Below are 13,037 nucleotides of genomic sequence, written 5' to 3' on the forward strand. Positions count from 1 at the left end.
CGCTGTTCCTTGTGTGGGGGTGTTCCTTGTAGGGGGCCGTTCAGGGCGCCGACTGGCTGAGCAGGCGCACCAGTTGGGCCCTGCGGTGCACACCGTCGAGCTTCCGGTAGATGTTGCCGAGGTGGAACTCCACCGTCTTGACGCTGAGGAAGAGCTGTTCGGCGGCCTCGTGATTGGTGACACCACGGCCGACGGCGAGCGCGACGCGCAGCTCCTGCGGGGTGAGGACGTCCAGCGGGGTGGGGCCCGGCCGGACCCGGTCGCCGCCCGCCGCGTGCAGTTCGGCGGCGGCCCGCGCGGCCCAGCCAGCGGCGCCGAGCCGCTCGAACGTGGCGAGGCCGCGCTGCAGCCAGCGCCGCGCCTCGCCGCGCCGGCCCTGGCGGCGCAGCAGTTCTCCCCGCGTGAACTCGGTGCGGCCGCGCTCGAACGGGGCGGCCACGGCGCTGAGATGACGCAGGGCACGGTCCAGGTGGCGCTCCGCGCCGGCCGGTTCGAGCAGGGCACGGCAGCGGGCGGCGGCGGCCGCGGCGATCGGGCGGTGTCCGCGGCCCGCCTCGTGCTCCAGGACGCGCAGCACCTCGTACGCGTCCTCGGTGCGGTGCAGGTGGGCGTAGGCGTCGGCGAGGTCGGCGGCCCAGGAGAGGTAGAGGCCGTCGCCGCGGCCGTTGGCGACCGAGAACTCCCGTACCTTCTCCAGGTGTTGGACGGCTTCCTCGAAGCGGCCCAGGCCCAGTTCGAGCAGGCCGAGGGCGCCGTGGGCGCGGGCGGCGTCCATGGGCAGATCGGCGTCGGCGGCGAGCGCGGCGGCCTGGGCGCCGTGCAGGCGGCAGTCCGTCTCGCGGTTCAGGGCGGCCTCGGCCTTGGCCTGGGCGGCGAGGGCGCGGCACACCTCGATGACGCGTCCGGTGTCCTCGCCGAGGCGGGCCGACTCGTCGGCATGGGCGAGCGCCGAGGTCCACTGGCCGCGCCAGAACTCCACGACCGACAGGGTGCCGAGGAGGTGGGCGAGCAGCCCCACGGTGCTGGCGGCGCGCGCGGCGTGCACGGCGCGGTCGAGCAGGTCGTGGCCCGCGTCGAGTTCCTCGGCGGCGAGATGGCACAGTCCGCCGACGCCGGAGACGGGGTAGGGGAACGTCAGATCCGGTTCGGCCAGCGGCTTTTCGAGCTCGTGCAGCAGGGCGCGGCCGTTCTCCGCGTCGCCGCCGAGGAGCTCGACGAGGGCGTGCAGGAGCCGTACGGGCAGGGCCGCGGAGGCGTCGCCGAAGGCGTCGGCGATCTCCATCGACTCGGCGGAGGTGGCGCGGGCTGCGGTGAGGTCGCCGATGGCGAGTTCGGTGAAGGTGATGCCGCCGAGCATGACGGCGGCGAGGGCGGGGTCGACCCGGCGGGCCTCGTCGACGGCGGCGCGCAGTTGCTCGCGGGCGCGGGCGGGGCGGCCGCGCTGGATGTCGACGTAGCAGCGCAGTTGCCGCACGTCGAGGCGGGTGCGGGGGTGGGCGGCGTGGCCCAGGGCCCGGTCGAGGAGGTCGGCCGCCTCGTCGAGCGATCCGGCGGCCTGCGCGGCGCGGGCGGCGGCGTGCAGGCGGAGCGCCTTGTGCTCGCCCTCGGGGGTGAAGCGGGCGGCGTGCGCGTACAGGCGGGAGGCGAGCGGGAAGGTGAGGCTGCCGGGTCCGCCGGACGCGGCGCGTTCGAGGGCGGCGGCGACCTGTTCGTCGGGGTCGGCGCCGGATTCGGCGAGGTGCCACGCGTAGCGTTCGAGCGCCGTGGGGGCTTTGGCGTCCTCGAGGGCGTGGGCGACGGTGCGGTGGGCGCGCCAGCGGTGGACGGCGGAGGCGCCGTGGTAGACGCCGGAGCGGACGAGCGGGTGGCGGAAGACGTACGCGCCTTCTTCCACGCTCATCAGACCGGCTCGTTCGGCCGGTTCGAGGGAGGCGTAGGTCAGTCCGTGGGCGCGCAGGACCCGTTCGGTGCCGGCGAGGGGGCGCGGCCCGAGGACGGCGAGCAGCAGCATGGCGTCCTGCGCCTGCGCGGGCAGCCGGGTGATGGCGCTGTGGAAGGTGCGGGCGAGTATCTCGCCGATGGGCAGCGGGGCGCCGGTGTCGAAGCGGTGGCCGCCGCGGGCGAGCAGGGCGGGCAGTTCGACGAGGGCGAGGGGGTTGCCGCGGGCTTCCGAGAGGAGCCGGGTGACGTCGTGCGGGGAGAGGGGTTCGCCCTCGACCAGTTGGCGCGCGGCGTCGGCGTCGAGGCCGCGCAGGGTGAGGGTCTCGACGGGGGCGAGCCGGGAGGCGGCCCCGCCGTTGTCGCGGGTCGCGAAGAGGGCGACGACGCCTTCGCGGCCGAGCCGGCGCGTGGCGAAGGCCAGGGAGTCCAGGGAGTAGGGGTCGAGCCACTGCGCGTCGTCGACGACCACGAGGACAGGCCCGGACTCGCTGACCGCGCCGAGGAGGCTGAGGGTGCCGGCGGCGACACCGAACCGGTCCTGGGCGACGGCCGGGCCGAGCGCCAGGGCCCCGGTGAGAGCCGCCGCCTGCCGGCCCGGGATCCGCTCCAGGTGGTCGGTGACGGGCCGGAACAGGTCGGCGAGGCCCACGTACGGCAGTCTGGATTCGGTTTCGATGCCGTGCGTACGGAGCTGGGTGAGGTCCCCGGCGATCGATTCGGCGTAGCGGAGCAGACTGCTCTTGCCGATGCCGGCCTCGCCGCGGATGACAAGGGCCGTGCTCTGCCCTGCGCGTGCGTCGTCGACCAGGTCGGCGATCCGAGCGCATTCCGCCGTGCGACCCAGCAGCATGGACTCAGGGTAACCGGGGGCGGGGGCTCGCGGCATGGCCCGACTGGGCGCGTATTGACGGGAGTTCGGCCCGCCTGGCGGGTCACGCCGCTTCCGGTGCCCCCTCCCGCTCGTCCGGTGCGAACTGGGTGCGGTACAGCTCCGCGTAGCGGCCGGGGGTGGCGAGGAGGGCGGTGTGGGTGCCGCGTTCCACGATGCGGCCGTCCTCCACCACGAGGATCTGGTCGGCGGAGCGGATCGTGGAGAGGCGGTGGGCGATGACGATTGCCGTGCGGTCCGTGAGCGCCTCGGCGAGCGCTTCCTGGACGGCTGCCTCCGAGGTGTTGTCGAGGTGGGCGGTGGCCTCGTCGAGGATGACCACGCGCTGGCGGGCCAGCAGGAGGCGGGCGATGGTCATGCGCTGGCGTTCGCCGCCGGAGAGGCGGTAGCCGCGTTCGCCGACGACCGTGTCGAGTCCGTCCGGCAGTTCGCGGACGAGGTCTTCGAGGCGGGCCCGGCGCAGGACGTCCCACAGCTCGTCCTCGCTCGCTCCGGGCCTTGCGAGGAGCAGGTTCGCGCGGACCGAGTCGTGGAAGAGGTGGCCGTCCTGGGTGACCATGCCGAGCGTGGCCCGCATGGACGGCGCGCTCAGGTCGCGTACGTCGACGCCGCCGATCCGGACGGCTCCGGCGTCGGTGTCGTAGAGGCGGGGCAGCAGTTGCGCGATGGTCGACTTGCCCGCGCCGGACGAGCCGACCAGGGCGATCGTCTGGCCCGGTTCGGCGCGGAAGCTGACGCCGTGCAGGACCTCGGCGCCGCCGCGGGTGTCGAGCGAGGCGACCTCTTCGAGGGAGGCGAGGGAGACCTTGTCGGCGGACGGGTAGCCGAAACGGACGTCGTCGAACTCCACCGTGACCGGCCCGTCGGGGACCTCGCGCGCGTCCGGTTTCTCGTCGATCAGCGGCTTCAGGTCGAGCACTTCGAAGACCCGCTCGAAGCTGACCAGGGCGCTCATGACCTCGACGCGGGCGCCGGCCAGGGAGGTCAGCGGTGCGTACAGGCGGGTGAGGAGGAGGGCCAGGGAGACCACCGTGCCGGCTTCCAGGGTGCCCTCGAGCGCGTAGTAGCCGCCGAGGCCGTAGACGAGCGCCAGGGCGAGGGCGGAGACCAGGGTGAGCGCGGTGATGAACGCGGACTGGGCCATCGCCGTGCGGACGCCGATGTCACGGACCCGGCGGGCCCGCGCGGCGAACTCGGCGGACTCCTCCTCGGGCCGTCCGAACAGCTTCACGAGCGTGGCGCCCGGTGCGGAGAACCGCTCGGTCATCCGCGTCCCCATCGCCGCGTTGTGGGCGGCCGCCTCGCGCTGGAGCCGCGCCATGCGGCTGCCCATACGGCGGGCGGGCAGCACGAAGACGGGGAGCAGGACGAGGGCGAGGAGGGTGATCTGCCAGGACAGCGTGAGCATGACGGCCAGGGTCAGCAGCAGAGTGACCACGTTGCCGACCACCCCGGACAGGGTGTTGCTGAAGGCGCGCTGGGCGCCGATGACGTCGTTGTTGAGGCGGCTGACGAGCGCCCCGGTGCGGGTGCGGGTGAAGAACGCGACGGGCATCCGCTGGACGTGGTCGAAGACCGCGGTGCGCAGATCGAGGATGAGGCCTTCGCCGAGGTTGGCGGAGAGCCAGCGGGCGAGCAGGCCGAGCCCGGCCTCGGCGAGGGCGATGACCGCGATGAGTACGGCGAGCCGGATCACCACGCCCTGTCCGTCGCCGCCGACGATCGCGTCGACGACGTGTCCGGCGAGGAGCGGCGTCGCCACGGCGAGCAGCGCGCCGAGGACGCTGAGAATCACGAACTGGATGATGCGGCGCCGGTGCGGCCGGGCGAACTCGGCGATCCGGCGCAGGGTCTCACGGGCGAAGGGGCGGTTGTTCGGGCCGCCGTTCTGGGCGTTCATCACGCTGTGCAACTGCGTCCAGGCTGTCGTTTCCATGCTCATACGGACGACCCTAGGACCTCAACCAATGTTGAGGTCAAGGATTTGGGGACAGGGCGAGGAGGCGGGGTCGTGAAAGGATGCGCCCATGCCGTCCGTCCGCGTCGAACGCGTAGGTCACGTCACCACCGTCGTCCTGGCCCGCCCCGAGGCCCGCAACGCGGTCGACGGGCCGACCGCCGCCGAACTGGCGCGCGTCTTCCGCGAGTTCGAGGCCGACGACACGGCGAGAGTCGCGGTCCTGTGGGGCGAGGGCGGCACGTTCTGCGCGGGCGCCGACCTCAAGGCCGCCGGCACCGGGCGCGGCAACCAGGTAACCCAGGAGGGTGACGGCCCGATGGGTCCGACGCGGCTGCGCCTGACGAAGCCCGTGATCGCGGCGGTCAGCGGTCACGCGGTGGCGGGCGGCCTGGAACTGGCCCTGTGGTGCGATCTGCGGGTCGCCGAGGAGGACGCGGTGTTCGGCGTGTTCTGCCGCCGCTGGGGCGTCCCGCTGATCGACGGCGGCACGGTGCGGCTGCCACGCCTCATCGGGGAGAGCCGCGCCATGGACCTCATCCTGACCGGCCGCCCCGTACCGGCGCGCGAGGCGTACGAGATGGGCCTCGCCAACCGCCTGGTCCCGCCGGGCCGGGCCCGCGCCGCGGCCGAGGAGCTCGCCGCACAGCTCGCCGCGTTCCCGCAGGCGTGCCTGCGCAGCGACCGGGCGTCGGTACGGGAGCAGGGCGGCCTGGACGAGACGACGGCCATGCGGGCCGAACTCCGTTCTGGAGCCGCCGTGTTGGCCGAAGGACTGGAGGGAGCTCGACGGTTCGCGGCCGGGGAAGGGCGGCACGGGGAGTTCGGCGGCGGCTGAGCGCGATCGGTACGCCCGGCGCCGAGCGGGTGGCGTCAGTACATCGCCGGGCGCCGTCAGAACATCGCCAAGTGGCGTCTGTACGTCGCCAGGTGGCGTCAGTACATCGCCAGGTGGCGCAGCAGCTCGGGCACCGCGCGCCTCCCCTCCGCGGCGGACGCCCGCGCCGACCAGGACACGTGCACGAGGTTGCCGAGCGCGAAGACGCCCGGACGGGAGGTCCGGTGCGCCGCGTCGGCGGCCGGACCCCGGGTCACGGGGTCGAGCAACAGGCCACCTCTGCGCGCCAGTTCATGGTCGGGAACGAAGTCGCCGGTGAGCACGACCGTGTCGCAGGGCAGTACGGCGGAGCGGCCGTCGGCGTGCCGGACGCGGGCGCCCGTGGCGCGGGGCCGGCCCAGGATCTCCGTGAGCGTGGTGCGGGTGAGCACCGGGACACCGAGGCGCAGGCGGGCGTCCAGGTCACGCGGGCCCCCGCCGTGCTCGGTGATCAGCGCGGTGACGGCGACACCCGCCCGCCGCAGGGTGCTGACGGCGGCGAACCCGACGGGCTCACCGCCGACGACCACGGCCCGCGCGCCCACATAGTGGCCGAACAGGTGGACCGACTGCTGGAGTTCACCCGTGGTGAGGATGCCGGCGGGCCGGGTGCCGGGCACCAGGCGGGCGGCCCGGGACCGCTCCCTGGCGCCGGTGGCGAGCACGACCGCCCGCGCCGCGATCCGCTCGTGCCCGTGGGCGTCGACCGTGTCGAGGACCGGTGACGTGGCGTCCGCCCAGCCGAGGGCGGTCACCCCGGTCCGCACGGCTACCCCGGCCTCCTCGGCCGCCCGCACCGTGCGGCTCGCGTACGCGGGTCCGCTCAGCGGCCGCCACCGCGTGCCGAACCCGCCGTGCCGGCAGTGCCGCGGGACCCCGCCCGCCTGCTGCTCGCGCTCCAGTACCTCGACCCGTCCGGCCCCGGCCGCGGCGAGCCCGGTGGCGGCGGCGAGTCCGGCGGGACCGGCTCCGACGACGAGCACGTCGACGGGGCGCACCTCGTGACTCATGTCCCGCTCCCGTCGTGGGGTGACGCTCGGCCGGCCGGTTCGCGGCCCAGCAGCTCGCGCACCGCGGCCCCGCAGGAGAACCCCTGGCAGCGCCCGCCGCGCGCCCGGGTCCTGCGCCGCAGCCCCTCGGCCGTGACGGGCGGGATCGTACTGGTCAGCGCCGCCCGGATCTCACCCCGGGTGACCCGCTCGCAGTGGCAGACGATGGTCCCGAACTCCGGGTCGTCCGCGATGAGTTCGGGGCGCTGGTACGGGCGGGGGAACACCTCGCCCAGGTTCGGCATCGTGACCGGCGGCAGCTCACGGGCCGCGCCGAGCGTCGTGCACCCGCTGTCGGCCAGCAGATCGGCGGTGTGCGCGGCGATGGCCATCGACGCGGTGAGCCCGGTGGAGCGGATGCCGCCGACGGTGACGCAGCGCCGCGCCGGGTGGGCGTCGATGCGGTAGTCGTCCTGCCCGGTGGCCGCCCGCAGCCCGGCGTAGACGGCGGTGACCTCCTCCTCGACGAGGCGCGGCAGGATGCGCCGGCCCTTGTCCCGCAGCAGGTCGAGCGCGGCGGCGGTGGTCTGCGTGGCCCGCTTGTCGTCGAGGTCCTCGGCCGTGGGCCCCAGGAGTACGTTCCCGTGGACGGTCGGGGCGACGAGCACGCCCTTGCCGAGTGCGGTGGGGACGGGCAGCAGGATGTGGCGCACGAGGTCGCGGGCGAACTTGTCGTAGACGATCAGCTGGCCGCGGCGCGGGGTGACGGTGAACGTGTCGAGGCCGAGCAGCCGGTCGACGGCGTCCGCGTGCAGACCGGCGGCGTTGACGAGCCACCGGGTGCGCAGCAGGCCTCGCCCGGTCCTCAGGTGGTGGGTGCCGCCGCGGCTCCTTCCGGCGTCGTGCACCCGGGAGTTGAGGTGCAGGTCGACGCCGGCGCGGACGGCCTGGGTCGCGTACGCGAGCGTCGTCGTCCAGGGGCAGACGACACTCTCGCCGGGCACGTCGAGGGCGCTCAGCGCGCCGGGGCCCAGGTGGGGTTCCCTGGCGCGGAGTTCGTCGGGTCCGATGATGCGCGCCTCGGCGTACTGGTTGCGCACGGCCTTCTCGGCGAGGGCGGGCAGGGCCGCGCGCTGCATGTCGTCCCAGGCGACGAGGAGAGCGCCGACCGGCTCGACGGGGATGCCCGACTCCGCGGCGTAGGACTCCAGTTGGCGCTGCCCCTCGCGCACGAGCCGTGCTTCGAGCGAGCCGGGCACGGCGTCGAATCCGGTGTGCAGGATCGCCGTGTTGGCCTTGGAGGTGCCCTCGCCGACGTCGTCCGCCGCGTCGAGCAGCGCGATCCTCGCGGCCGGCGCGCGCCGGACCAGTTCCCGGGCGAGCGCGCAGCCGACGACTCCGGCGCCGATGACGGTGACGTCGTAGGGGAGGGTGGGCAGCGGCCCGGTCCGGGTGACGGTCACGAGGAGCGGTCCACAGCGCTGCGGAACCGGGCCAGGCGCTCCTCGGCCCGGGCCGCGTCGATGCGCGGCTCGTACACGCGCGCCGCGGGGCCCGCGCCCACGCGGCCCACGGCGTCCTCGACGGACAGGCCCGCATCGAGGCCGAGGTGGGCGGCGGCCGCCGCGCCGAGCGCCGTCGTGTCGGGCACGGCCGACACCTCGACGGGGAGCTGGAGGAGGTCGGCCTGCGTCTGCATGAGCAGCTCCGAGCGGGTCAGGCCGCCGTCGACCCTGAGGGAGGCGAGCGGCGCGCCCAGGTCGGCGCCAGCGGCTTCGGCGAGCGCGACGACCTGCGCGGCGATCCCGTCGCACAGGGCGTGCACCAGGTGTCCGGGTGAGGTCTCCAGGCCGAGCCCGGTGAGCGAGCCGCGGGCGTCGCCGCGCCACCAGGGGGCGGCGAGGCCGGAGAGCGCGGGCACGAACGTGACGCCGCCGCTGTCGGGCGCCGTCGCGCCGACGGGGTCCAGGGCGTGGGGGCCGTCGATGACGCCGAGGTCGGTGAGCCAGCGGACGGCGGACGCGGCGGCGTACACCTGGCCGTCGAGGCAGTAGTCGGTGCCGCGTCCGGCGAGCCGCCACGCCACGCAGGAGACGAGTCCGGAGGAGCCGCGGCGCGGCCTGTCCCCGGTGTGCGCGAGCAGGAACGCCCCCGTCCCGTACGTGCACTTGGCGGCGCCCGGCGCAGTGACCCCGTGGGCGAGCAGGGAGGCCTGCTGGTCGACGAGGAGGCCGGTGAGCGGAACCGGAGGCCCGTCGAACGCGGCGATCGTCCCGAACTCCCCCGCCGCGTCCACGACTTCGGGCAGCTTCTCGGTGTCGAGTCCGTACAGTCCGACGGCCCGGGGCGACCAGTCGGCGGTGTCGAGGTCGAGCAGCTGGGTGCGGCTCGCGGTGGCGGCGTCGGTGACGAACGCGCCGGTCAGCCGGTGAATTAGCCAGGCGTCGCTGGTGGTGACCACGCCGTCGCGGGTGAGGTGACGGCGGATCCAGGCCATCTTCGGGGCGGCGAAGTACGGGTCGAGCGGCAGCCCGGTCAGCGACGACAACTCTGCACCGTGGGCGTCCAGTTCGCGACAGATCGTCTCCGCGCGCCGGTCCTGCCAGACGATCGCGTCCGTGAGCGGGTCGCCCGTCGCCGGGTCCCAGGCGAGGACGGTCTCGCCCTGGTTGGCGAGGCCCGCGGCGACGACCGGTTCACCGGCCTCGGCGAGCGCGCGGGCCCCGGCGTCGAGGACCGAGCCGAGCAGTTCCGCCGGGTCCACCTCCACGCGGCCGCCGGGCAGATACCGGGGCCGCACGGGCGCTGTCGCGGCCCCGAGCACACCACGCTCCGGGCAGACGACGAGCGCCTTGGTACCGGAAGTGCCCTGGTCGACGGCGAGTACGGGACCGCTCACCATGCCGTCCCCTCCCCCCGGTCCGCCTCTTGATCGCCGTCGGCCAGCCTGCGGTACGGCCACGATCCGCGTCAAGGACACCAACTTCGCTGCGCCCTCTGGCCGTTGCGGCACTGCGCATGGATCATGGGCGGCCGCACCCCCGCCCCCCACCAAAGGAGACACCGTGTCGAGCGCCCCGCCCGACGAGGAGCAGCGCCTGCGTGCCCTCGGCTACCGGCCCGTCCTGGCCCGCCGTATGAACGGCTTCGGCAACTTCGCCATCAGTTTCTCCGTGATCTCCGTCCTGTCCGGCTGTATGACCCTGTACGGCTTCGGGCTCGGCACCGGTGGGCCCGCCGTCATGCTGTGGGGCTGGGCGGGCGTCGGCCTGTTCGTGCTGTTCGTGGGCCTCGCGCTGGCGGAGGTGACGAGCGCCTACCCCACGTCGGGCGCTCTCTACTACATGGCGGACCGGCTCGGCGGGCGCCGCTGGGGCTGGTACACGGGCTGGCTGAATCTGCTCGGTCTGCTGGGCGCGATCGCCGGGATCGACTACGGCGCGGCCCTGTTCACGGGCGCGTTCCTGAACCTCCAGTGGGGTTTCACCCCGACGCCGGGCAAGACGATGCTGATCTTCGTGGTGATCCTGCTTCTGCATGCCGTCCTGAACCTCTTCGGCGTACGCCTCGTCAGCATCCTCAACTCCATCAGCGTGTGGTGGCATCTGGCGGGCGTCGGAGCCATCGTCGGCGCGCTCGCGTTCGTGCCGGACCACCATCAGTCGCCGTCGTTCGTCTTCACGCACTTCGTCAACGACACCGGCTGGCACAACCCGATCTACGTCGCCGCGATCGGGCTGCTGCTCGCGCAGTACACGTTCAGCGGCTATGACGCCTCCGCCCACCTTTCCGAGGAGACGTCCGGGGCGTCGGTGGCGGCGGCGCGCGGCATCGTGCGGGCGATCTGGGCGTCGTGGATCGCCGGGTTCGCGCTGCTCGCGGGGCTGACCTTCGCCATCCAGGACTACGCGGGGACGCGGGAGAGCGGGACGGGGGTGCCGCCCGCGCAGATCCTCCTCGACGCGCTCGGCTCGGGCGGCGCCACCGCGCTGCTGCTCGTGGTGATCGTGGCCCAGCTCTTCTGCGGCAACGCGGAGGTCGCCGCGGCGAGCCGGATGGTGTTCGCGTTCAGCCGGGACGGGGCGCTGCCGGGTTCGCGGCTGTGGCGCCGGGTGAGCACCCGTACCCGTACGCCGGTCGCGGCGGTGTGGCTGTCCGTGGGGGCCGCATGCGTGCTGGCGCTGCCGTCGCTGTGGTCGGCGACCGCGTACGGCGCGGTGACCGCGATCAACGTCATCGGCATCACGCCCGCGTACGCGATCCCCGTGCTGCTGCGGCTGCGCGCGGGCGACCGGTTCGAGCGCGGCCCGTGGCATCTGGGCCGCTGGAGCCGGCCGATCGGCTGGGTCGCGGTGGTGTGGGTGGCGTGCGTGACCGTGCTGTTCTGTCTGCCGCAGGCCTCGCCGGTCACCGTGAGCTCGATGAACTACGCGGTCGTGGCGCTCGCGGTGGTGCTCCTGCTCGCGACGGCGTGGTGGTACGCGGCGAAGGACAGCTACGCCACGCCGCAACGCCCGGCCGAGTCAGCCGAGTTCGAGCGTCGTCACTCCGAAGACGCGGTCCTGGGCGAATGACCGGACGGGACCGGTGTACATCCGGGCCGTCTCGAACCCGGCCGTCAGGCCGCGCGATCCGACGAGCGCGACGGCCTCGGCGTTCGTCTCCGGTACGTCGATGCCGACCGGGCCGCTGCCGGGTGCGAGGGCGTCGAACAGGGCGCGCGCGTCGTCGGCGCTGTCCGCGAAGAGCGGCCCGATCCGCCGCGCGTCCTGCGCGGGGCGCACCACGCCGTACCCGGTGACACGGCCGCCGACGAAGCGGGCGAGCGCCGTGTGGCCGTCCGTCGTGAGCCAGGACGTCAGGAAGCGGGGCCGGTCGGCGGGGTAGCAGGCGCTGTCGTAGGCGAGGACGGGCGCGAGGTCGTCACCGATCGGCACGATCCCGTCGGCGGCCATGGCCGCCGCGTCCGGGGCCTCGGTCGGGACGGTCCCGGTGAAGCGGACGGTGCGGTGGGCCGGTGCGAAGCCGGACTTCCGGTAGTTGTGCTGCTGGGCGACGACGCCGTCGAGGCCGATGGTGCGCCGCCCCGCGTGCGTGAGGCCGGCTCGCCAGGTGGCGAGGCCGTGGCCCAGGCCGCGCAGGTCGGGTCGGACGAGGTAACAGCCCAGGAAGGCGTACGCGGGCCCGTAGTTGACGACGGAGACCGCCGAGACGGGTTCCCCGTCGAGCCGCCCGAGGAAGAACCCCTCGGGGTCCTGCGCGAAGAAGCTGTCTCCGTCCAGGAGCCCGGGGTTCCATCCTTCGTCGGCGGCCCAGCCGCGGATCACCGGCCAGTCGGCGAGAGCGGCCCGGGAGATGTCGAGCCGCTGGGGGACGTCACTCATGCGTACCGCTCCTGTTCGCGTACGGCTCCCTCGGCCGCCCGGCACGGTCCGAGGCAGCGGCCATCCTCCCCGATTACGCCCCACGCGTCACACCCGTACGGCAGGATGACCGGACGTACGCTCGAACAGGTCGCGCAGATCCCGGAGTTGACCCATGACGGACCCGTCCCTCGCCCCGCCCGCCATCGACACCAGCAAGCCGCACCCGGCCCGGGTGTACGACTGGTACCTCGGCGGCAAGGACAACTACCCGGTGGACGAGGCACTCGCGCGCCAGATCACGACGATGGAGCCGTCGGCCAGGTACGGGGCGCGGCACAACCGCTGGTTCATGCATCGCGCGACGCGGATGCTCGCGGCTCGGCTCGGGGTCCGCCAGTTCCTCGACATCGGCACGGGCATACCGACGGAGCCGAACCTGCACCGCGTCGCACAGACCGCGGCGCCCGAGACGAGCGTCGTCTACGTCGACAACGACCCGATCGTGCTGGCCCACGCGGCGGCGCTGCTGCGCGGCACCCCGGAGGGCGTGACGCGCTACCTCCAGGCCGATGCCCGCGAGCCGCGGAAGATCCTCGAACTGGCCGGGACCATTCTGGATTTCGACCGCCCGGTCGCGGTCTCGCTCATCGCCCTGCTGCATTTCATCCCGGACGAGCAGGGGGCGTACGACATCATCCGTACGCTCGTGGACGCGCTGCCGTCGGGCAGCTACCTGGTGCTGTCCCAACTCGCGTCGGACTACGACCCCGAACGCACGAAGCAGGCCGTCGACATGTACGCGGCCGGCGGGGTCACGCTCGTGCCGCGCTCGCGCGAGGAGATGACGAAGTTCTTCGCGGGACTGGAGCTTCTCGACCCGGGCGTGGTCTGGTTGCCGGACTGGCATCCGGAGCTGGCCGTCGACGAGGAGCGGGACGGGACCGCCGTGCCGCTGTACGCGGGGGTGGCACGTAAGCCGTGAGGGGTTGCCTCGAATGGCGAACATCACACATGGCGA

General features: G+C 73.9%; 8 protein-coding genes and 1 pseudogene. 3 read left to right on the forward strand and 6 right to left on the reverse strand.

Going from position 1 to position 13,037, the window contains the following annotated elements; translation table 11 throughout:
- Positions 1-40: 40 nt before the first annotated feature.
- Both ABD366_RS09580 and ABD366_RS09585 read right to left on the reverse strand, forming a co-directional pair.
- Positions 41-2,791, reverse strand: coding sequence for an ATP-binding protein (locus tag ABD366_RS09580; RefSeq protein ID WP_344441473.1), 2,751 nt, complete (start codon positions 2,789-2,791; stop codon positions 41-43).
- Positions 2,792-2,873: 82 nt separating this feature from the next.
- Positions 2,874-4,772 carry an ABC transporter ATP-binding protein gene (locus ABD366_RS09585; RefSeq protein ID WP_324768710.1) on the reverse strand — a complete coding sequence of 633 codons (1,899 nt, stop codon included), beginning with the start codon at positions 4,770-4,772 and terminating at the stop codon, positions 2,874-2,876.
- Between the two features lie 85 nt (positions 4,773-4,857).
- On the opposite strand from ABD366_RS09585, the gene ABD366_RS09590 reads away from it, so the two are divergent.
- The gene (locus ABD366_RS09590; RefSeq protein ID WP_324768711.1) at positions 4,858-5,625 is read left to right on the forward strand and encodes a crotonase/enoyl-CoA hydratase family protein; all 768 of its coding nucleotides are present in this window, start codon (positions 4,858-4,860) and stop codon (positions 5,623-5,625) included.
- Positions 5,626-5,732: 107 nt separating this feature from the next.
- Here ABD366_RS09590 and ABD366_RS09595 read toward each other — a convergent pair.
- From ABD366_RS09595 to ABD366_RS09605, 3 genes and pseudogenes are all read right to left on the reverse strand, one after another.
- Positions 5,733-6,674 (reverse strand): annotated as a pseudogene (locus ABD366_RS09595) (NAD(P)/FAD-dependent oxidoreductase); the annotation flags it as partial.
- Complete coding sequence (locus ABD366_RS09600) at positions 6,671-8,116, reverse strand: FAD-dependent oxidoreductase (RefSeq protein WP_324768712.1); 1,446 nt, start codon at positions 8,114-8,116, stop codon at positions 6,671-6,673. The pseudogene ABD366_RS09595 and the gene ABD366_RS09600, both read right to left, overlap by 4 nt.
- Entirely contained in the window at positions 8,113-9,552 is a 1,440-nt protein-coding gene (locus ABD366_RS09605; protein ID WP_324768718.1) for an FGGY family carbohydrate kinase, read from the reverse strand. The genes ABD366_RS09600 and ABD366_RS09605 overlap by 4 nt, the downstream gene beginning before the upstream one ends.
- Before the next feature lie 166 nt (positions 9,553-9,718).
- On the opposite strand from ABD366_RS09605, the gene ABD366_RS09610 reads away from it, so the two are divergent.
- Positions 9,719-11,227 carry an amino acid permease gene (locus ABD366_RS09610; RefSeq protein ID WP_324768713.1) on the forward strand — a complete coding sequence of 503 codons (1,509 nt, stop codon included), beginning with the start codon at positions 9,719-9,721 and terminating at the stop codon, positions 11,225-11,227.
- Here ABD366_RS09610 and ABD366_RS09615 read toward each other — a convergent pair.
- On the reverse strand, positions 11,177-12,037 hold the full coding sequence (locus ABD366_RS09615; protein WP_324768714.1) for a GNAT family N-acetyltransferase: 861 nt from the start codon (positions 12,035-12,037) through the stop codon (positions 11,177-11,179). The two genes, ABD366_RS09610 and ABD366_RS09615, sit on opposite strands and share 51 nt — an antisense overlap.
- Before the next feature lie 154 nt (positions 12,038-12,191).
- On the opposite strand from ABD366_RS09615, the gene ABD366_RS09620 reads away from it, so the two are divergent.
- The gene (locus ABD366_RS09620; RefSeq protein ID WP_324768715.1) at positions 12,192-13,001 is read left to right on the forward strand and encodes an SAM-dependent methyltransferase; all 810 of its coding nucleotides are present in this window, start codon (positions 12,192-12,194) and stop codon (positions 12,999-13,001) included.
- The last annotated feature ends 36 nt before the right edge of the window (positions 13,002-13,037 follow it).

It is taken from the genome of Streptomyces kunmingensis, from assembly GCF_039533535.1.
In the GTDB taxonomy this organism is placed as follows: domain Bacteria; phylum Actinomycetota; class Actinomycetes; order Streptomycetales; family Streptomycetaceae; genus Streptomyces; species Streptomyces kunmingensis.